This window comes from Streptomyces sp. NPDC047042 (assembly GCF_040644035.1).
In the GTDB taxonomy this organism is placed as follows: domain Bacteria; phylum Actinomycetota; class Actinomycetes; order Streptomycetales; family Streptomycetaceae; genus Streptomyces.
The window spans coordinates 180310-197770 of record NZ_JBEYVP010000017.1; the positions used below are offsets into that span (position 1 = coordinate 180310).

Here is a 17461-nt window from a genome sequence, read left to right on the forward strand (position 1 = left end):
GGTGAATTCCCTGTGCGGGTCAGACAAATGGGTTAACCCAGGGGTAACTCTGTGTGCGCGGTGTCACAGCACGCGGGCACCCGGCACCGGCCCCGCTGCCACCCGTACGGCACGACAGGTGCCGGACGCCGACAGCGCCTCCGCGACCTGCCGGGCGGCCTCCGCGTCCCGGGCGAGGAACGCCGTCGTCGGACCGGAACCCGAGACCAGAGCGGTCAGCGCGCCTGCGGCGCGACCTGCGGCGAGGGTGTCGGCGAGGGCCGGGAAGAGCGAAAGGGCGGCGGGCTGAAGGTCGTTGGAGACGGTGGCCGCCAGCGCGTCGGGGTCGCCCTCGGCGAGCGCGTCGAGGAGTCGGGGCGAGGCGACGGGCACCGGAACCTCACTGTCAGCGACCAGCCGGTCGAACTCCCGGAACACGGCCGGCGTGGACAACCCACGCTCCGCCACCGCGAACACCCAGTGGAAGGTGCCGCCGGTCTCCAGGACCGTCAGCTTCTCCCCACGCCCCATCCCGAGCGCGGCCCCGCCCACCAGACTGAAGGGCACATCGCTGCCCAACTCGGCACAGATGTCGAGGAGTTCGACCCGCGAGGCGCCGGTCCCCCACAACGCGTCGCAGGCGACGAGCGCCCCGGCACCGTCCGCACTGCCGCCCGCCATCCCACCCGCGACGGGGATGTCCTTGGCGATGTGGATGTGCACGTCGGGCGTACGGCCGTAACGCTCGGCGAGCGCGACGGCGGCGCGGGCGGCGAGATTCGTACCGTCCAGGGGCACTTGGGCGGCGTCCGGCCCCTCACAGGTGATCCGGAGCTCGGCGGCCGGGGTCACCGTGATGTCGTCGAACAGGCCGACGGCGAGGAAGACATTGGCGAGGTCGTGGAAGCCGTCGGGACGCGCGGCACCCACCGCGAGCTGGACGTTGACCTTGGCGGGAACCCGAACGGTGACGCTCACTGCTGCCCGGACTCCTCGTGGTCGTTCTCTTCTGCGGCTTTGTTGCTTTCTTGGGCTTTGTTCTCCGCGATGCGGACGAACTCCTCGACGCTCAACGACTCGCCGCGCGCCTGCGGGGAGACCCCGGCGGCGACGAGGGCGCTCTCGGCGGCGGCGGCCGACCCGGCCCACCCGGCGAGCGCGGCGCGCAGCGTCTTGCGCCGCTGGGCGAAGGCGGCGTCCACGACCGCGAAGACCTCGGTGCGCTCGGCGGTCGTCTTCAGCGGCTCGGCACGCCGGACGAGCGAGACGAGCCCGCTGTCGACGTTGGGCGCGGGCCAGAAGACGTTCCGGCCGATGGAACCGGCCCGCTTGACCTCGGCGTACCAGTTCGCCTTCACCGAAGGAACGCCGTACACCTTCGACCCGGGCGGCGCCGCGAGCCGGTCGGCGACCTCCGCCTGCACCATGACGAGGGTCCGCTCGATGCTCGGGAACGTCTCCAGCATGTGCAGCAGCACGGGCACGGCGACGTTGTACGGCAGGTTCGCGACCAGCGCGGTGGGCGGGGGGCCCGGCAGCTCGGTGACGCGCATGGCGTCGGAGTGCACCAGCGAGAACCGGTCGGTGCGGTGGGGCATCCGGGCGGCGACGGTGGCGGGCAGCGCGCCCGCGAGGACGTCGTCGATCTCCACGGCCACGACCCGCTCGGCGGCGTCGAGCAGCGCGAGCGTGAGCGAACCGAGCCCCGGCCCGACCTCGACGACCACGTCATCGGGCCGCACACCGGCGGTGCGCACGATACGGCGGACGGTGTTCGCGTCGATGACGAAGTTCTGCCCGCGCTGCTTGGTGGGCCTGACACCGAGGGCGCCGGCCAGCTCACGGATGTCAGCGGCACCGAACAGGGCATCGGAGGAGGCGTCGGGGACGGCATCAGGGGTGGCGTCGGGGGCGGGGCTGGTACTCACGGGTCAAGGGTACGGGGGGTGGGGGGCGGCGATGGCAACTGTTCGCTCCCGGTCACCGGCGGCGACGAGCGGTGACGAGCCACGCGCGTGAGTCGAAGTGCACGCCGGTGGCGGTGGTGTGGGCGTCGAGGGTGTCGCGCAGGCGCGCCCGGGCTTCCTCGGCGGCTGTGGGCTCGAGGTCGGCGAGGAGGTCCTTGACCTCCCACAGGCGGAGTACGGCGTCGAAGGCGGTGGCGCTGTCCGCACCGTAGTGGACGGGTTCGTGTACGTCGGTGAAGGTGACGTCCGTGAAGCCGGACGCCGTGAGGATGCCTTCCGTGACGGTCGGGTCGGCGAGCGAGAACGGATCCGGGCCGCCGTCGGACGCGGCTGCCGGGGCGGTGGTGAGGGTCCGGCGGATCGCGGTGGCCCACTCGTTGCGCTCGCGCTCCTGCCAGACGAGCAGCACCAGGCGCGCGGCGGGGCGCAGAGCACGCCCGATGTTGGTGAACGCTTCGACCGGGTCGGTGAAGAACATCGTCCCGAACCTGCTGATGCAGAGGTCGAAGTGGGCGGGCGGAAAGTCGTGGGTCTGGGCGTCCGCCTGCTGGAAGGTGACGTTGGTCAGCCCCTGGTCGTCGCTGAGCCGGCGGGCCCGTTCGAGCATGGGCGCGGAGAGGTCGACGCCGACCGCGCTTCCGGTGTCGGCGGCAAGGGCTGCCTCGCGCGTGGTCTGGCCGGTGCCGCAGCCGATGTCGAGTACGCGGTCGCGGGAGCGGACGCGGGCGGCGGCTCGGAAGCGGTTGTTGTGGAGGCGCAGTTCGGCGTCGTAGTCGAACAGGTTGGACGTCACCGTCATCGGGTCCCTTCGAGGTGGGCGTCTCTGTTTCCGTCTCCGTCTCCGGTGTGCTGGAGCAGAGCGGAGGCGAACACGTCCCACAGGGGTTTCGGCAGGTCGTGTCCGGCGCCTTCCAGGATGAGCAGCTTCGCACCGGGGATCGCGTCGCGCAGCGCGTGTCCGTGCGGGAGCGGGAGGACGGGGTCGTGGTCGCCGTGCATGACCAGGGTCGGGGCCTTGAGGGAAGCGAAGTCGCGGGACGATCCGTCGAAGGACATCGCGTAGTGGTTGACGAGGGTGGACGCGTAGTCGCGCGTACGGGCGACGTCCCGCTCGGCCAGCGTGCGGGTGGCGGTCTCGTCGAAGTAGGGCGAGCCGCCCGAGCAGGCCTTCGCCGATGCGACGACGTAGTCCACCACCGCGTCGGAGTCGGCGGGGTCCGGCTCGGCGGGGATGCCGGCGGCGAGTTCGTCGGACGAGGGCGGCAGGCCGTCCTCGCCGGTGGAGGTGGAGACGAACGTCAGTGACTCCACCCGGTCGGGGTGGTCCACCCCGAGGATGAGTCCGAGTCCGCCGGCCATGGACCGGCAGACGATGTGCGCGCGCTCGATGTTGAGGGCGTCCAGGATGCCGAGCGCGTCGGCGGCCAGGTCGGTGTAGGTGTAGCCGGGCTGTCCCGGCGGGTAGCTGGTGGATCTGCCGGTGTCCCGGTTGTCGTAGCGGATCACGAACCGCTCCCCGCGCGCGATCTGCTCGCACAGCTCGGCTTCCCACCAGAGCATGGAGGCGGAGGCGCCGTCGATGAGGAGAATCGCCGGGTCGGCGGGGTCTCCGAAGGTCTCGACGCAGAGCTTGACACCGTCTTTCTCCGGCTCGGCCGCGATGTGGATGAGCTTCTCGCCGTGCGAAAGGTGATCGGTCATGAACATCACGCTAGATGTGGCCGGCCATCGCGAAAAGCGATACTTTCCGATCAAGTCAATCGTGATTGACGATGAACTCGACGAGGAAGACGAACCCGTGTTCGACGTGGAACTGCGGCATCTGACCACCCTGGCCGCCGTGGCCGACGAGGGCTCGTTCGGGCGGGCGGCGGCGCTGCTCGGGTACACCCAGTCGACGGTGAGCCAGCAGATCGCGGCTCTGGAGAAGGCCGTCGGCGGTGCCGTGTTCGACCGGCCGGGTGGGCCTAAACCGGTGCGGATCACGCCGCTCGGCGCGGTCGTACTGGCACACGGGCGGGATCTGCTTGCGCGGGCCGAGGCGATGGCGACGGCTGTCGACCGGTTCAAGGCCGGGGACGGCCGGGTCGACATCGGCACGTTCCAGAGCGTGTCCAACGCCCTGCTGCCGTCGGTCGTACGCCGGCTTCGGGACGAGCACCCCGGCTGCGACATCAGGCTGTTCGAGGAGGAGACCGACCGTCCCCAGGTCCAGGACCTCGACCTGATGTTCTTCGACGGCCGCGTGGACGGTGACGTCGAACACCGCAAGCTGCTCGACGATCCCTACCTGCTGGTGGCCCGCACCGGGACCTTCCCCGAGGGCCCGGTACGCACGGCCCAACTGGACGGCGTACCGATGGTGGCGCATCCGGCGATCTGCGACCAGGCGAGGATGGAGCAGGCACTGGCACGGCGCGGTGTCCGACCGCAGGTCGTGTGCCGTACGGCGGGCAACGAGACGGTGCTGTCGATGGTGCGGGCGGGTCTGGGTTCCGCGATCCTGCCCCAACTCGCCGTCGGCGGGGCCGACATCGCCTCGGACGCGTCGCTGCGCGTCCACGAACTCGAGCCGGCGCTCCCACCCCGAGAGATCTTCCTGCTGTGGCAGAGGGGCCGAACTCACTCACCACTCGCGGCGCGGGCGATCGAGATCGCCGGGGAGGTGGCGGGGAGGATCGGGGGGCGGTCTTGATCCTGGTCATTCCAATGAACGAGCGTTTACCCATTCTCGCTCGAACTCTTGCGGAGTCACCTCTACAGCATCGAACTCCGGCTGGTCAGAAATCTCTCGAAGATCAACCGGGAAGGCAACCTCAGAAAGACCAACGCTTGCCGTCTCATGCAATCCATCCGCCCACTCAACCTTGCCGTCACGGAGGAATTGAATTTTCCGTTTCTCGAACCCGTCTCCACCGATCTCGCTCAGATAGACCACGGGCTCATCCTCGAGGTCATGACTCCATGACACCTTGACGTACCTCACGCTGATTCCTTCCAGACCCAACGATCGACGGAGGCGGACACAATAGATCTGACGATCACATACGGGTGCGTGCGGAGGTATGACGCGGTGAAGGTCTTGCGCGGTGACTCGACCGGGGAACTGGCGCTGTCCGGGACCCGCTCGGAACTGCTGGCCCTCGGGCGGGAGTTGCGGAGCGGGCGCGGGGAGATTCTGCTGGAGAAGGTCCACGATCCGTTCCCGTACAGCAGGTCGTGGTCACGCATCACGTTCCGGCGAGCGAGAGGGAAGCGGAAATGACAAGAAGCGAGCGGCTCGCGGAGCAGTTGGACTGGTACTGGCGCCAGAACCTGCGGCCGCGGCTGGATGGTCTTACCGACGAGGAGTACTTCTGGGAGCCGGTGCGCGGCTGCTGGAGCGTCCGCCCGCGTGGCACGTCGGCCGCCGCGCCGATGTCGGAAGGTTCCGGGGAATGGACGATGGACTCCGCGTCCCCCGACACGGTGCCGGAGCCGGCGCCGGTGACCACGATTGCCTGGCGGCTGGCGCACATCATCGTCTCGTGCCTGGGCTATCGGGTCGGATGGTACTTCGGCGGGCAGAACGTCGACTCCGAGACATTCGCCTACGCGGGGACCGCTGACGAGGCGCTGAAACAGCTCGATGAGATGTACGGGAGATGGAACGCGGGGGTCCGCGAGCTCTCGGACGCCGACCTGGAGAATCCGCCCACGGTGGGTCCCGAGCGGTTTCCCATGGAGAACAGGGTCCTGCACGTCAACAGGGAGCTGATTCATCACGGCGCCGAGATTTCCCTGCTGCGCGACCTCTACAGCTGGCAGGACGGGGCCGCGGCGCGGCGCGTATGAGCGGTCACTTGTGGTGCGCCACGGGTGACTTGAGCCCCTCGACGAAGCGCGTGAAGGCTCCCTTGGGGAAGGTGAGGTTGCCGGGGGTAGGAAGCTTGGAGTCCCGTACGGCTACTCGGGCGAGGTGGTCCGCTATCTCGACGCAGGCGTCCCCCTGGCCGTCGCCGGAGTAGGACGACTTCCGCCACTTGAGTGCGTCCACGAAGACCGAGAAGGAAGCCCGGCCGAAGTCGGAGTCCGCGCCCGAGTCCTGGGAGTACTCCCTCTACATCCCCAACGACCTCCGCGCCGTCACCATCAGCCGCCGCACCCTCCGCCTCATCCTCACCCTGCACGGGCTGATCGGCCTCGTCGATGTCGCCGAACTTCTCGCGACCGAGCTCGTTTCGAACGCCGTACGGCATACCAAGGGCCCCGCCGCCCTACGCGTGCGCTGGTCAGCCGGGGTCCTGCGCATCGGCGCCTGGGACGCCGATCCCCAACCCCCGCAGCCGCCCGAGGAATTGGGGCAGCTCACCGACTCGCAAGACGGGCGCGGGATGGGAATGATCCACGCCTGTTCCGATCTCTGGGGATGGCAGCCGCTGTCCCGGTTCGGGAATCGCGGCAAGTTCGTATGGTGTGAACTAGGCGGCAAGGTCAGCGCCTGACCGTCATGAACCCCTCACCCATGCAACCGCCCCCCACAATGCGGCCAAGGCCCCGCCCCCCGCTTCACATACAGCTTCTTCGCCCGCAGCGTCTGTTCTGCCCCCGACGCGTCCTGGGGGCGGCCCGAGCCGCCCAGGCTCTGCCACGTCTGCGTGTCGAACTGGTAGAGGCCGCCGTACGTGCCCGACGGGTCCACCGCGTTCGGGCGGCCCCCTGACTCGCAGGCCGCCAGCGAACCCCAGTTCAGGTGGTCCGCCCCCGCCACCGACGTCGGCATGGGTTTCGAGCCGACCCTCACCAGCTGGGCCCGGGGCTCGCGCACCACCTCCGTACGCACCCGGCGTGGTTTCTGCTTCACCCCGTTGACCGAGCGGATGGCGAAGGTGACCCGGCGCAGGCCCGGGCGGCCCGGCTGGTCGACGACCTCCGTGCCCTTGAACAGGGTCGCGTCCTGGATGCGCCGCACGTCGAAGGGGATCGCCTCCTCGCGTACCTCCTTGGAGCCCGTCACGCGCAGCACCGTCACCGCCTGGCCGTCGCGCGGGAAGCTCGCGGGGTCCACGGACAGGGCGTCCTCGCCCCGCAAGGTGATCCCGGCTTCCCGTACCGCCTCGCCGACCGTCGCCGCGTTCGTACGGATCGTGCGTGCCCTGCCGTCCGCCATGATCGTCACCGTGCGCTCGGTGCGGACGTCGATGGTCAGTCCGTGGCGGCCGATCTTCTGGGAGCGCGCGAGGGAGAGATACGCGCCCTCGGCGCGCACCCCGAACTGTCTGAGTGCTTCCTCCACCGTGTGTGCCGTCGTCCACAGCTCACGCCGTTCACCGTCCAGAGTGATACGTACGGGTCGCCCGTAGTGGACGTGGACCTCGTCGCCGCTGGCCAGCGCCGTGCCCGGCGCGGGGGCGACGACGTCGTGGGCGCCGACCGCGACCCCCTCGTCGGCCAGCAGTTCGGTCACGTCGTCGGCGAAGGTGTGCAGGGTGCGCGGCTTGCCGTCGACGGTCAGTTCGATCGCCTTGTCCTTGGCGACGAAGGCCGTCGTACCGCCCGCCAGGAAGGCCACCACCAGCGCCTGCGGCAGCAACCGGCGGATGGTGTCGGGCCGTTCGGAGCCCTTGCGGCGCCTGCCCGCCCGCCCCTCGCGGGTTCGTTCGCCCGGCAGCTGCTGCTGGGGCAGCGTGGGCGGCGGCTGCGGCGCGGGCAGCGGCTCGTAGGCGGGGCGGTACGTGTCCTCGTAAGGCACGTTGGGCAGCGACGGCAGCACCCCGTACGCCACCGTTTCGGCGGTGTGCGGGTCGTACTCCCCGTACGGTGACGGCGACGGCGGCTGCTGTCCGCCCAGGGGGCTGTACGTCTCGTATGGCGGCGAACTGCTCACGACGACACGCTCCAGGTTCCGGCGACGGGCACCAGAACCTAGCGGAGCGGCCGTCACTCTCCAAAGCGACGCGGCTACGGAGCGTCAACGCACGTCAGTGCGCGTCAGTAATCGAAGGCGCGTGCGGTGTTCGTTGCGATGGCCGTTGCCAGGGTGTCCTCGTCAATGCCGCGCACCTCGGCCATCGCCCGCAAAGTGACCGGGATGAGGTAGGGGGCGTTCGGCCGGCCCCGGTAGGGCGCCGGGGTGAGGAAGGGCGCGTCCGTCTCGACCAGGATCAGCTCCAGGGGCGCCACGGCGAGCGCGTCGCGCAGCGGCTGGGCGTTCTTGAAGGTCATGTTCCCGGCGAACGACATGAAGTAGCCGTTCGCGGCGCAGACTTCAGCCATCTCCGCGTCGCCGGAGTAGCAGTGGAAGACGGTCCGCTCGGGGGCGCCCTCCTCCTTCAGCACCCGCAGGACGTCGGCGTGGGCGTCCCGGTCGTGGATGACCAGCGCCTTGCCGTGCCGCTTGGCGATCTCGATGTGGGAGCGGAAGGAGCGCTCCTGCGCCGCCTTGCCCTCCGGGCCGGTGCGGAAGTAGTCGAGACCCGTCTCGCCGACGCCCTTGACCTGCGGGAGCCCGGCGAGACGGTCGATCTCCGCGAGCGCCTCGTCGAGGGCCGCGTCCCCGCCGGGTACGCGCGCGCCCTGCCGGGACCAGCCGTCGGGGTCGCCGTGGACGATCCGGGGGGCCTCGTTCGGGTGCAGGGCGACGGTCGCGTGGACACTGTCGTACGTGGCCGCCGTCTCGGCCGCCCACCGGGAGCCCTTGAGGTCGCAGCCGACCTGGACGACCGTGGTCACCCCGACCGACGCGGCCTTGGCGAGGCCTTCCGCGACCGTGCCGGACTGCATGTCGAGGTGCGTGTGCGAGTCGGCGACAGCCACCCGCAGGGGTTCGGGCAGCGGCGGCGCCGAGGCGACTTGGGACTTGGCAGACATGCCCCGATCCTACGAAAGGGTTCCGAGGAGGGGGCATGCCTGCCTGGCCCGGGGGAGCCAGGGGGGAGCCAGGGGGAGCTAGCTCGCTTTGCGGTGGAACGGGTGGAGGAGGTCCGAGAGGTGCCAGTGATGATCTTCCTTCGGGGCCACGGAATCCTCGTTGGACTCCGGCACCGCCTTCGGCGCCGTTCGCTGCCGGTGCATCGAGTTCTGGACCGACGACACCTGCCCCGCCCGCATGATGCGCACGACGTGGGCGTCGCAGTTCAGGCAGGTGGGCCGGGTCAGCGGAGACGGTACGACGTGGCCGTCCGCCACGTACATGATCATCTGCGCGCCCTCGGCGTCGGTGTGGTGCTCGATCTCGTACGACTGTTCCCAGCCGTGCCCGCAGCGCATGCAGGCGAAGGAATACGACTCGTGAACGACGGCGGTGGCCGTGCTGCGGTGGCCGGTGATCTCGCTCATGCCAGCTCCTCTAGTCCGCTGGACCAAGGACGGTGCGTCCTGTGAACCAGTGGACGCCTCTACCGGCGTGAAGGCATCAGACCTGTCGAGTGTTGAAGGCGTCTTGGCCATTCCTTGTGGGAACAGCCCCGATCCGAGAGCTGCGCTTTGCCTTCCACCACCCCCCTTTGCCCCTTTATGGCGTGACCCGCGTCGCACTTCCCGAACTCCCCGCGCCCTCCGCGTTCTTCGCGGCCACCACCGCGTCGAACACCTCCCGCTTGGGCAGCCCCGCCTCCGCCGCGACCGCCGCGATGGCCTCCTTGCGCCGCTCCCCCGCCTCCTCGCGCACCCGCACCCGCCGCACCAGTTCCTCCGCGCCGAGCTCCCCGCCGTCCCGCTCGGGGGCGCCCTCGACGACGACGGTGATCTCACCCCGTACGCCCTCGGCCGCCCACTCCGCCAGCTCGGCGAGCGGGCCGCGCCTGACCTCCTCGTACGTCTTCGTCAACTCCCGGCAGACGGCGGCCCGTCGGTCCCCGCCGAATACCTCGGACATCGCGGCGAGGGTGTCGTCCAGGCGGTGCGGGGCCTCGAAGTACACGAGGGTGCGGCGCTCCTCGGCCACTTCACGGAGGCGGGAGAGGCGCTCGCCGGCCTTGCGCGGCAGGAAGCCCTCGAAGCAGAACCGGTCGACGGGCAGCCCGGACAGCGCGAGCGCGGTGAGGACGGCCGACGGGCCGGGTACGGCCGTCACCCTGACGTCCTTCTCCACGGCGGCGGCGACCAGCCGGTAGCCGGGGTCGGACACCGACGGCATGCCCGCGTCCGTCACCAGCAGCACCCGCGAGCCGCCGAGCAGCGCCTCGACCAGTTCGGGGGTGCGGGCGGCCTCGTTGCCCTCGAAGTACGACACGACCCGGCCCTTGGGCTGCACCCCGAGCGCCTGGGTGAGCCGGCGCAGTCGCCGGGTGTCCTCGGCCGCGATGACGTCGGCGCCCGCCAGTTCCGCCGCGAGCCGGGGCGGCGCGTCCGTGATGTCGCCGATGGGGGTGCCTGCCAAAACCAAGGTTCCTGTCACGTTTCCATCCTCGCAGGGCACTTCCACGGGACGCACACAGCGCCGTTCCCTACGATGGCGCGGTGACCAGTACCGCGCCCTCCACGGACATCCGGCAAAGCTCATCCTCGCCAGAGCAGCGGCCGGCGTGGCAGCAGCGGCTGCGCCGCTTCGGATACACGGCGAAGCCGAGAAGTGACGTCCGGGACCGGCTGGTGCCGCCGTACACGGAGCCGAACCCCCGCCTCTGGGCGACCCTCGGGCTGCCGCCGACCCTCGCCGACCGGATCACCCGCTGGTCGGGCTGGGTCGGCCCGCTGCTGGTGACGCTGCTGGCCGGCCTGCTGCGCTTCTGGGACCTGGGCAGCCCGAAGCGGGTGATGTTCGACGAGACGTACTACGCGAAGGACGCGTGGGGGATCATCCACCGCGGCTTCGAGGTCAACTGGGGCAAGGACGTCAACAACCTGATCCTCCAGAACGACGGGCACGTGCCGATCCCGACCGACCCGGCCTATGTGGTGCATCCGCCCGTAGGGAAGTACGTCATCGGGCTCGGCGAATGGATGTTCGGGTTCAATCCGTTCGGCTGGCGCTTCATGACGGCGCTGCTGGGCACGCTGTCGGTCCTGATCCTGTGCCGTATCGGCCGCCGTATCTTCCGCTCGACCTTTCTGGGCTGCCTGGCGGGCACGCTGATGGCGGTCGACGGCCTGGCCTTCGTGATGAGCCGCACCTCGCTGCTCGACGGCGTCCTGCAGTTCTTCGTCCTCGCCGCCTTCGGCTGCCTGGTCATCGACCGCGACAAGGCCCGCGAACGGATGGCGGCGGCGCTCCCGCCGGACGCGGACGGTGTCGTACGGCCGGACGCGCACACCGCCGAGACGACCCGCTTCGGCGTACGCCCCTGGCGCTGGCTCGCGGGCCTGATGCTGGGCCTGGCCATCGGCACCAAGTGGAACGGGCTGTACATACTGGCCGCGTTCTGCGTGATGGCGGTGCTGTGGGACGTCGGCACCCGCAAGGTCGCCGGCGCCCGGCACCCGTACGAGGCGGTCGTCAGGCGCGACCTGGGCTGGGCGTTCCTGGCGACGGTCCCGGTCGCCATCGTCACGTACCTGCTCTCCTGGACGGCCTGGATCCTCTCCCCGTCCGACGGCACCGGCGGCTACTACCGCAACTGGGCCGCGACCCAGGGCAAGGGCAGCGACTGGTCATGGCTGTTCCCGGACTGGTGGCGCAGCCTGTGGCACTACGAGCACGCGGTGTACGAGTTCCACGTGGGCCTGCACACCCCGCACAACTACCAGTCGAACCCGTGGAGTTGGCTCGTCCTGGGCCGCCCGGTCTCCTTCTTCTACGAGGCCCCCGAACCCGGCAGCGGCGGCTGCCCGACCAACGCGGGCGAGCAGTGCGCCCGGGAGGTCCTGGCCCTGGGAACACCCCTGCTGTGGTGGGCGGCCTGCTTCGCGGTCCTGTACGTCCTGTACCGCTGGCTGCTGCGGCGCGACTGGCGCGCGGGCGCCATCGCCTGCGGGATCGCGGCGGGTTACCTCCCCTGGTTCATGTACCAGGAGCGCACGATCTTCTTCTTCTACGCGATCGTCTTCCTGCCCTTCCTGTGCCTGGCCGTGGCGATGATGATCGGCGCGATGATCGGCCCACCGGGGTCGACCGAACGACGCCGGGTCGCGGGAGCGGCCGGCGCGGGCGTACTGGTGCTGCTGATCGCGTGGAACTTCATCTACTTCTGGCCGCTGTACACGGGGACGGCGATCCCGATCGACTCGTGGCGTTCACGGATGTGGCTGGACACCTGGGTCTGAGCGCTCTCCCGATCACACCTCTGACCACATTTCTGATCACAGTTCTGATCACTCTTCGGACAAGAGTTGGGACAAGAGACGGAAACTCCCCTCACACGGGCCCCTCGCGCCACTTACAGTGCAGAGGCCAACGGGGAGGGGAACTCACATGCGCAAGGGAGCAAAGGCCGCCATCGTCGGGTCCGTGTTCACGGTGATGGTCGGCGGGGCCGGGTACGGCGTGTTCAACATCGTGTCCGCGCTCAACGAGGACAGCGGGCCGCCGGCCGTGAAGACCGGGCCGCCGTCGAAGGACGAGATCGCGGAGACCAGCGAGAAGTTCTTCGCGGCCTGGGAGAAGGGGCAGGCGCAGGCAGCCGGCGAGCTGACGAACAACGCCGCGCCCGCGACCACCCTGATCAGCGACTACAAGGCGACCGCGCACATCACGGATGTGAAGATCACCCCCGGCACCGCCACCGGAGCGACCGTGCCCTTCTCGGTGAAGGCCACGGTGTCGTTCCAGGGCAAGAACAAGCCCCTCGCCTACACGAGCAGCCTGCGGATCGTCCGGGGTACGACGACCGGGCGGGCGCTGGTCGACTGGCAGCCGTCGGTCGTCCACCCCGGCCTCAAGGCCGTCGGGGACGAGCTGGTCACCGGGGAGGCCGGCAGCCCTCCGATCGAGGCCGTCGACCGGGACGGCAAGGTCCTGACGAAGGAGAAGTACCCCTCCCTCGGGCCGATCCTGGACACCCTGCGGGCCCGCTACGGCGACAAGGCGGGCGGTACACCGGGCGTCGAGCTGATGGTCAGGCACGCCGACACCAACATCGCCGACACCTCGCTGGTGACCCTCGCCGAGGGCACCCCGGGCAAGCTGGAGACGACGCTGAGCGCGAGCGCGCAGGCCGCCGCCGAGCAGGCGGTGCTCAAGTTCTCCGAGTCGTCCGTGGTCGCCGTACAGCCGAGCACCGGTCAGGTGCTGGCGGTCGCCAACCACCGTGACGACCAGTTCAACGCGGCCTTCGAGGGCACGCTCGCGCCGGGCTCCACGATGAAGATCATCACGGCGGCGATGCTGATAGACAACGGCGTGACGACGATGAACGGCCCGGCGCCCTGTCCGGCGACCGCGGTCTGGAAGAGCCAGACCTTCAGCAACCTCGAGGGTATGGACCCGAACGAGAACGCCACCCTCGCCAACGACTTCCTGCGCTCCTGCAACACCGGTTTCATCAAGCTGATCGACGGCACCGACGCGAACCCGCTCACGGACGAGTCGTTGACCGACGAGGCGCAGGAGCGGTTCGGGCTCGGCCAGGACAACTGGAAGACCGGGATCACCTCCTTCGACGGCAGCGTCCCCGCCTCCCCCGGCCCGGACCGGGCGGCCAACGCGATCGGCCAGGGCCAGGTCCAGATGAGTCCGCTGAACATGGCGTCGGTGACGGCGACGGCGATCACCGGTGAGTTCCGGCAGCCGTATCTCGTCTCGCCGGACCTGGACAAGCGTCAGCTGGCGACGGCGAAGGGCCTGCCGGCGAGTACGTCGACGCAGCTCAAGGAGATGATGCGGATGACGGCGACCCAGGGCACCGCGATGAAGGCCATGGCCGGGCTGAAGGGGGACATCGGGGCGAAGACGGGGTCCGCCGAGGTGGACGGGCAGGCCAAGTCCAACAGCTGGTTCACCGGATTCCGGGGCGACATCGCGGCGGCGGCCATGACCCAGGAGGGCGGCCACGGCGGCGACGCGGCCGGCCCGATTGTCGCAGCCGTGCTACGGACCGGAGGCTGAACTCACTCTTGTGGGACGGGACTCTAGGGTGTCCGTAGTCGTTGAGGTGGATGAGGGCATCGGGGACCCTGGGGATTTCGCGGAGGATCGGGAGCTGTGGGCAAGAGAAGGCGCGTCGCCGAGCGACGGAGTGCTGCACGCAAGACCAGGCCCGCGGTGATCGGCGGGATGATCGCCGTCGTCGTCGGCGGTGCCGGTTTCGGCGTCTACGCGCTGTTCGGCGGCGGAGCGGCGGCCGAGGACGGCTCCGCCACGGCGGCCACGGCCCCCAAGAAGCCGTCGGTGCCGACGGGCCCCGTCCCGGCGGCCCAGGTCAAGGCGATCGCCACCCAGTTCCTGACGTCCTGGCAGACGGGCAAGATCGCCCAGGCGGTGGCGGCGACGAACGACACGACCACGGCCGCCACCTCACTCCTCACCGGCTACACCAAGGATGCCCACATCACCGGTGTGACGATCACACCCGGCCCGGCGACGGGCGCCAAGGTCCCCTTCACGGTCAAGGGCACGGTGACGTACGGCGGCACGAGCAAGCCGCTGACCTATCAGAGCGCCCTGACCGTGGTCCGTCGTACGTCCGACGGGAAGCCGCTGGTCGACTGGCACGCGTCGGTCGTCCACCCCGACCTGGCGGACGGCGACAAGCTCCTCACCGGCGAGGCCGGCACCCCGCCGATCAAGGCGGTGGACCGCGACGGCGGCGAACTGACCCTCACGAAGTACCCCTCCCTCGGCACGATTCTGGACAGCCTCCGGGAGAAGTACGGCAAGAAGGCCGGCGGCAAGGCGGGCATCGAACTGCGCGTGGTGCGCGGCAAGGAGTCCAAGGCGGCCAAGTCGGCCGACAAGACGCTGCTGGAGCTGAGCAAGGGCACCCCTGGCACCGTGAAGACGACGCTGAGCCCGACCCTGCAGGCGGCGGCGGAGGCGCAGGTCGCGAAGAAGGCGAAGTCGTCGGTCGTCCTCATGCGCCCCTCGACGGGCGAGATCCTGGCGGTGGCGAACCAGTCGCACGGCTTCAACACGGCGTTCCAGGGCTCGTTGGCGCCGGGTTCGACGATGAAGGTCGTCACGTCGTCGCTGCTGATCGAGAAGAAGCTGGCGTCGGCGGACAAGCCGCACCCCTGCCCGAAGTTCTCGACTTACGGCGGGTGGAAGTTCCAGAACGACGACAAGTTCGAGATCAAGGGCGGCACGTTCAAGGCGAGCTTCGCGCGGTCCTGCAACACGGCCTTCATCAGCCAGGCGCCCAAGCTCGACAACGACAGCCTCACCAAGCAGGCGCAGCAGGTGTTCGGCCTCGGCATGGACAACTGGGCGATCGGCGTCTCGACCTTCGACGGCTCGGTGCCGGTGCAGTCGCAGGCCCAGATGGCGGCCTCGCTGATCGGGCAGGGCGGGGTGCGGATGAACCCCCTGAACATGGCGTCGGTGGCGGCGACCGTGGAGTCCGGGGTCTTCCGGCAGCCGTACCTGGTCTCCCCCGACCTGGACGGCCGCACCCTGGCGAAGGCGACACGCACCATGTCCGCCGCCACGCTCTCCCAACTCCGGGAACTGCTCCAGTACACGGCGGCATACGGCACGGCGGCGGAGGCGATGGCGGGCCTGGGCCCCGACTACGGCGCGAAAACAGGCTCGGCGGAGGTGGACGGCCAGAAACAGCCGAACGGCTGGTTCACGGCCTACCACGGCGACCTGGCAGGAGCGGGAGTGGTCATCGCAGGAGGCCACGGAGGCAGCACGGCGGGCCCGATCGTGGCAGCACTGCTGAAGGCGGGTTCCTGACGTGGCCTGCATTTCCAGCCCGTCCGCCCTTTGAGGCCCCGGCCCGCATATCCAGCCCGTCCGGCGTTTGAGGACGAGGCCCGTTCAGGGCCGTAGGGGGGTCTGGGGGCGCAGCCCCCAGGTTCAGGATGGGACGGGTAGGGGCGGCGGGGGCGAAAACCCCCACGTCAACTGGACACCCGCGCCCCAGCCATATACGTACGCCGCAAAAACCGAATCAACGCCTTCCGCTCGAACTGCACCACCGCCACACCCCCCGCAGAGTGAAACTCCACCACCGCCTGCACCCGCCCACAGGGCCAAACCCGCACCTCCCCCGCCCCCACCGGCCCCCGCAACCCCTCCTCCAACAGCTCCCGCGAAAACGACCACTCATGCGCCCCGGGCAACCCCACCCGCACCGCCCGCGGATCCGCATCCGGGTCGTACCGCAGCACCACAGGCACCGCCTCACGATCGTCGTCCTGCGTGTCCGTGACGATATGGGCTCGCGCGTACTGCTCGACTACGGACATCAGACGGCCCCTTACGCTGCGTAACCTGTGCGGAATCTATGAATCCGCTTCACCTCCCCTCCAATGTCCCATATTTTCCGAATTACGCCCCCGTCCCCCAAATCGGCCCCCGCTAATCAGTGACGCATCGCTCTTGCAATAGGTTCGCAACAAGCCACTATCATCGAACGGTGCATGTGCCTGATGGATTCATCAACGCCCCCGTCTCCGTAGCGGCCGGAGTCGTCGCCGCCGGCGCCGTCGCCGTGAGCCTGCGCGGCGCCCGGCGCGAGCTGGACGAAAAGATCGCGCCACTCGCGGGCCTGGTGGCCGCGTTCATCTTCGCCGTGCAGATGCTGAACTTCCCGGTCGCGGCCGGAACCAGCGGACACCTGCTCGGCGGCGCGCTCGCCGCGATACTCGTGGGCCCCTACACAGGGGTCCTGTGCGTGTCCGTGGTCCTGCTCATGCAGGGCATCCTCTTCGCGGACGGCGGCCTCACCGCGCTCGGCGTGAACATCACGGTCATGGCCGTGGTGACGACGGTCGTGGCCTACGCCGTCTTCCGGGGCCTGGTGAAGGTGCTGCCCAAGAAGCGCCGTTCCGTCACCGTCTCCGCGTTCGTCGCCGCCGCGCTGTCCGTGCCGGCCGCCGCCCTCGCCTTCACGCTCGTCTACGCGATCGGCGGCACGACGGACGTACCGCTCGGCCGGGTCCTCACCGCGATGGTCGGCGTGCACGTACTGATCGGGCTCGGCGAGGCCGCGATCACCGCGTTCACGGTCGGCGCCGTCATCGCCGTACGGCCGGATCTCGTCTACGGCGCCCGCGGTCTGCGCCAGAAGCTCCAACTGCGGGTCGGCGGCAAGCTGGTGGACGCGGCACCCGACCCCAAGCCGGAACTCACCCCCGACCCCGCCCCCGCCCCCGTCCCCGCCCACCGCACCCGCAACGTCTGGCTCACCGGCCTCGCCGCCTCCCTCGTCCTCGCCGGGGTCGTCAGCTTCTACGCCTCCGCGAGCCCCGACGGCCTGGAGAAGGTCGCCGCCGACAAGGGCATCGACGCCAAGGTCGAGGAACACGCCGCCGCCGACTCCCCGCTCGCCGACTACGGCGTCGAGGGCATCACCGACGGCCGGCTCTCGGGCGGCCTCGCCGGTGTGATCGGCGTCGGCGTGACGATCGCCGCCGGGACCGGCGTCTTCTGGGCGGTGCGCAAGCGTCGTACCGACGAGGACAGCCCGGCCGGCGCCCCGCGCGCGAGCGTCTGA

Annotated in this window: 19 protein-coding genes; 8 read left to right on the forward strand and 11 right to left on the reverse strand. The window is 69.8% G+C overall.

All coding sequences use genetic code 11. The annotated features are described in order from the left end of the window. Nucleotides 1-63: 63 nt before the first annotated feature. From ABZ855_RS21525 to ABZ855_RS21540, 4 genes are read right to left on the reverse strand one after another with little or no spacing between them, the layout of a single operon-like run. Nucleotides 64-957 carry a 4-(cytidine 5'-diphospho)-2-C-methyl-D-erythritol kinase gene (locus ABZ855_RS21525; RefSeq protein ID WP_360809041.1) on the reverse strand — a complete coding sequence of 298 codons (894 nt, stop codon included), beginning with the start codon at nt 955-957 and terminating at the stop codon, nt 64-66. Next, nucleotides 954-1907 (reverse strand): 16S rRNA (adenine(1518)-N(6)/adenine(1519)-N(6))-dimethyltransferase RsmA, encoded by a 954-nt coding sequence (rsmA, locus tag ABZ855_RS21530; protein WP_360809043.1) that lies wholly within the window; start codon nt 1905-1907, stop codon nt 954-956. The genes ABZ855_RS21525 and rsmA overlap by 4 nt, the downstream gene beginning before the upstream one ends. 52 nt (nt 1908-1959) lie before the next feature. Continuing rightward, nucleotides 1960-2745: a class I SAM-dependent methyltransferase gene (locus tag ABZ855_RS21535; protein ID WP_360809045.1), complete on the reverse strand. Its 786-nt coding sequence runs from the start codon at nt 2743-2745 to the stop codon at nt 1960-1962. After that, complete coding sequence (locus ABZ855_RS21540) at nt 2742-3647, reverse strand: alpha/beta hydrolase (RefSeq protein ID WP_360809047.1); 906 nt, start codon at nt 3645-3647, stop codon at nt 2742-2744. Before ABZ855_RS21540 ends, ABZ855_RS21535 begins: the two co-directional genes overlap by 4 nt. Nucleotides 3648-3744: 97 nt before the next feature. Between ABZ855_RS21540 and ABZ855_RS21545 the strand changes: the two genes are divergently transcribed. After that, nucleotides 3745-4641, forward strand: a complete 897-nt coding sequence (locus ABZ855_RS21545) for a LysR family transcriptional regulator (RefSeq protein WP_360809130.1) — start codon at nt 3745-3747, stop codon at nt 4639-4641. A 6-nt stretch (nt 4642-4647) separates the two neighbouring features. Here ABZ855_RS21545 and ABZ855_RS21550 read toward each other — a convergent pair whose 3' ends face one another. Then, complete coding sequence (locus ABZ855_RS21550) at nt 4648-4932, reverse strand: hypothetical protein (protein WP_360809049.1); 285 nt, start codon at nt 4930-4932, stop codon at nt 4648-4650. 87 nt (nt 4933-5019) lie between these two features. Between ABZ855_RS21550 and ABZ855_RS21555 the strand changes: the two genes are divergently transcribed. Together ABZ855_RS21555 and ABZ855_RS21560 are read left to right on the forward strand one after the other, a co-directional pair. Beyond that, nucleotides 5020-5211, forward strand: a complete 192-nt coding sequence (locus ABZ855_RS21555) for a hypothetical protein (RefSeq protein WP_360809051.1) — start codon at nt 5020-5022, stop codon at nt 5209-5211. Next, entirely contained in the window at nt 5208-5780 is a 573-nt protein-coding gene (locus ABZ855_RS21560) for a DinB family protein (RefSeq protein WP_360809053.1), read from the forward strand. Before ABZ855_RS21555 ends, ABZ855_RS21560 begins: the two co-directional genes overlap by 4 nt. Nucleotides 5781-5784: 4 nt before the next feature. On the opposite strand, the gene ABZ855_RS21565 is transcribed toward ABZ855_RS21560, so the two are convergent. After that, a complete protein-coding gene (locus ABZ855_RS21565; protein ID WP_360809056.1) occupies nt 5785-5982 on the reverse strand; it encodes a DUF397 domain-containing protein in 198 nt (65 codons plus the stop codon). 67 nt (nt 5983-6049) lie between these two features. On the opposite strand from ABZ855_RS21565, the gene ABZ855_RS21570 reads away from it, so the two are divergent. Then, nucleotides 6050-6430, forward strand: coding sequence for an ATP-binding protein (locus ABZ855_RS21570; protein WP_360809132.1), 381 nt, complete (start codon nt 6050-6052; stop codon nt 6428-6430). 14 nt (nt 6431-6444) lie between these two features. Here the strand turns inward: ABZ855_RS21570 and ABZ855_RS21575 are convergent, their stop codons facing one another. The 4 genes from ABZ855_RS21575 to rsmI form a co-directional block, all read right to left on the reverse strand. After that, nucleotides 6445-7776 (reverse strand): ubiquitin-like domain-containing protein, encoded by a 1332-nt coding sequence (locus ABZ855_RS21575; protein ID WP_360809134.1) that lies wholly within the window; start codon nt 7774-7776, stop codon nt 6445-6447. 140 nt (nt 7777-7916) lie between these two features. Continuing rightward, on the reverse strand, nt 7917-8795 hold the full coding sequence (locus ABZ855_RS21580) for a TatD family hydrolase (protein WP_360809058.1): 879 nt from the start codon (nt 8793-8795) through the stop codon (nt 7917-7919). 78 nt (nt 8796-8873) lie between these two features. Beyond that, complete coding sequence (locus ABZ855_RS21585) at nt 8874-9263, reverse strand: hypothetical protein (RefSeq protein WP_360809060.1); 390 nt, start codon at nt 9261-9263, stop codon at nt 8874-8876. A 175-nt stretch (nt 9264-9438) separates the two neighbouring features. After that, a complete protein-coding gene (rsmI, locus tag ABZ855_RS21590) occupies nt 9439-10323 on the reverse strand; it encodes a 16S rRNA (cytidine(1402)-2'-O)-methyltransferase (protein ID WP_360809062.1) in 885 nt (294 codons plus the stop codon). 62 nt (nt 10324-10385) lie between these two features. Between rsmI and ABZ855_RS21595 the strand changes: the two genes are divergently transcribed. The 3 genes from ABZ855_RS21595 to ABZ855_RS21605 all read left to right on the forward strand — a co-directional run bounded on the left by ABZ855_RS21595 (nt 10386) and on the right by ABZ855_RS21605 (nt 15696). After that, nucleotides 10386-12128: a phospholipid carrier-dependent glycosyltransferase gene (locus tag ABZ855_RS21595; protein WP_360809064.1), complete on the forward strand. Its 1743-nt coding sequence runs from the start codon at nt 10386-10388 to the stop codon at nt 12126-12128. 148 nt (nt 12129-12276) lie between these two features. Further along, a complete protein-coding gene (locus ABZ855_RS21600) occupies nt 12277-13908 on the forward strand; it encodes a penicillin-binding transpeptidase domain-containing protein (protein ID WP_360809066.1) in 1632 nt (543 codons plus the stop codon). A 96-nt stretch (nt 13909-14004) separates the two neighbouring features. Further along, nucleotides 14005-15696 (forward strand): penicillin-binding transpeptidase domain-containing protein, encoded by a 1692-nt coding sequence (locus ABZ855_RS21605; protein ID WP_360809068.1) that lies wholly within the window; start codon nt 14005-14007, stop codon nt 15694-15696. Between the two features lie 167 nt (nt 15697-15863). Here ABZ855_RS21605 and ABZ855_RS21610 read toward each other — a convergent pair whose 3' ends face one another. Beyond that, nucleotides 15864-16211 (reverse strand): SsgA family sporulation/cell division regulator, encoded by a 348-nt coding sequence (locus ABZ855_RS21610; protein WP_360809070.1) that lies wholly within the window; start codon nt 16209-16211, stop codon nt 15864-15866. 170 nt (nt 16212-16381) lie between these two features. Here ABZ855_RS21610 and ABZ855_RS21615 point away from each other — a divergent pair, with 170 nt between their 5' ends. After that, nucleotides 16382-17461 carry an energy-coupling factor ABC transporter permease gene (locus ABZ855_RS21615; RefSeq protein WP_360809072.1) on the forward strand — a complete coding sequence of 360 codons (1080 nt, stop codon included), beginning with the start codon at nt 16382-16384 and terminating at the stop codon, nt 17459-17461.

Coding starts and splice junctions, on each gene's coding strand:
- ABZ855_RS21535 (WP_360809045.1), bottom strand. CDS start 2,745: ATGACGGTGACGTCCAACCTGTTCGACTACGACGCCGAACTGCGCCTC.
- ABZ855_RS21540 (WP_360809047.1), bottom strand. CDS start 3,647: ATGACCGATCACCTTTCGCACGGCGAGAAGCTCATCCACATCGCGGCC.
- ABZ855_RS21610 (WP_360809070.1), bottom strand. CDS start 16,211: ATGTCCGTAGTCGAGCAGTACGCGCGAGCCCATATCGTCACGGACACG.
- ABZ855_RS21560 (WP_360809053.1), top strand. CDS start 5,208: ATGACAAGAAGCGAGCGGCTCGCGGAGCAGTTGGACTGGTACTGGCGC.
- ABZ855_RS21585 (WP_360809060.1), bottom strand. CDS start 9,263: ATGAGCGAGATCACCGGCCACCGCAGCACGGCCACCGCCGTCGTTCAC.
- ABZ855_RS21580 (WP_360809058.1), bottom strand. CDS start 8,795: ATGTCTGCCAAGTCCCAAGTCGCCTCGGCGCCGCCGCTGCCCGAACCC.
- ABZ855_RS21600 (WP_360809066.1), top strand. CDS start 12,277: ATGCGCAAGGGAGCAAAGGCCGCCATCGTCGGGTCCGTGTTCACGGTG.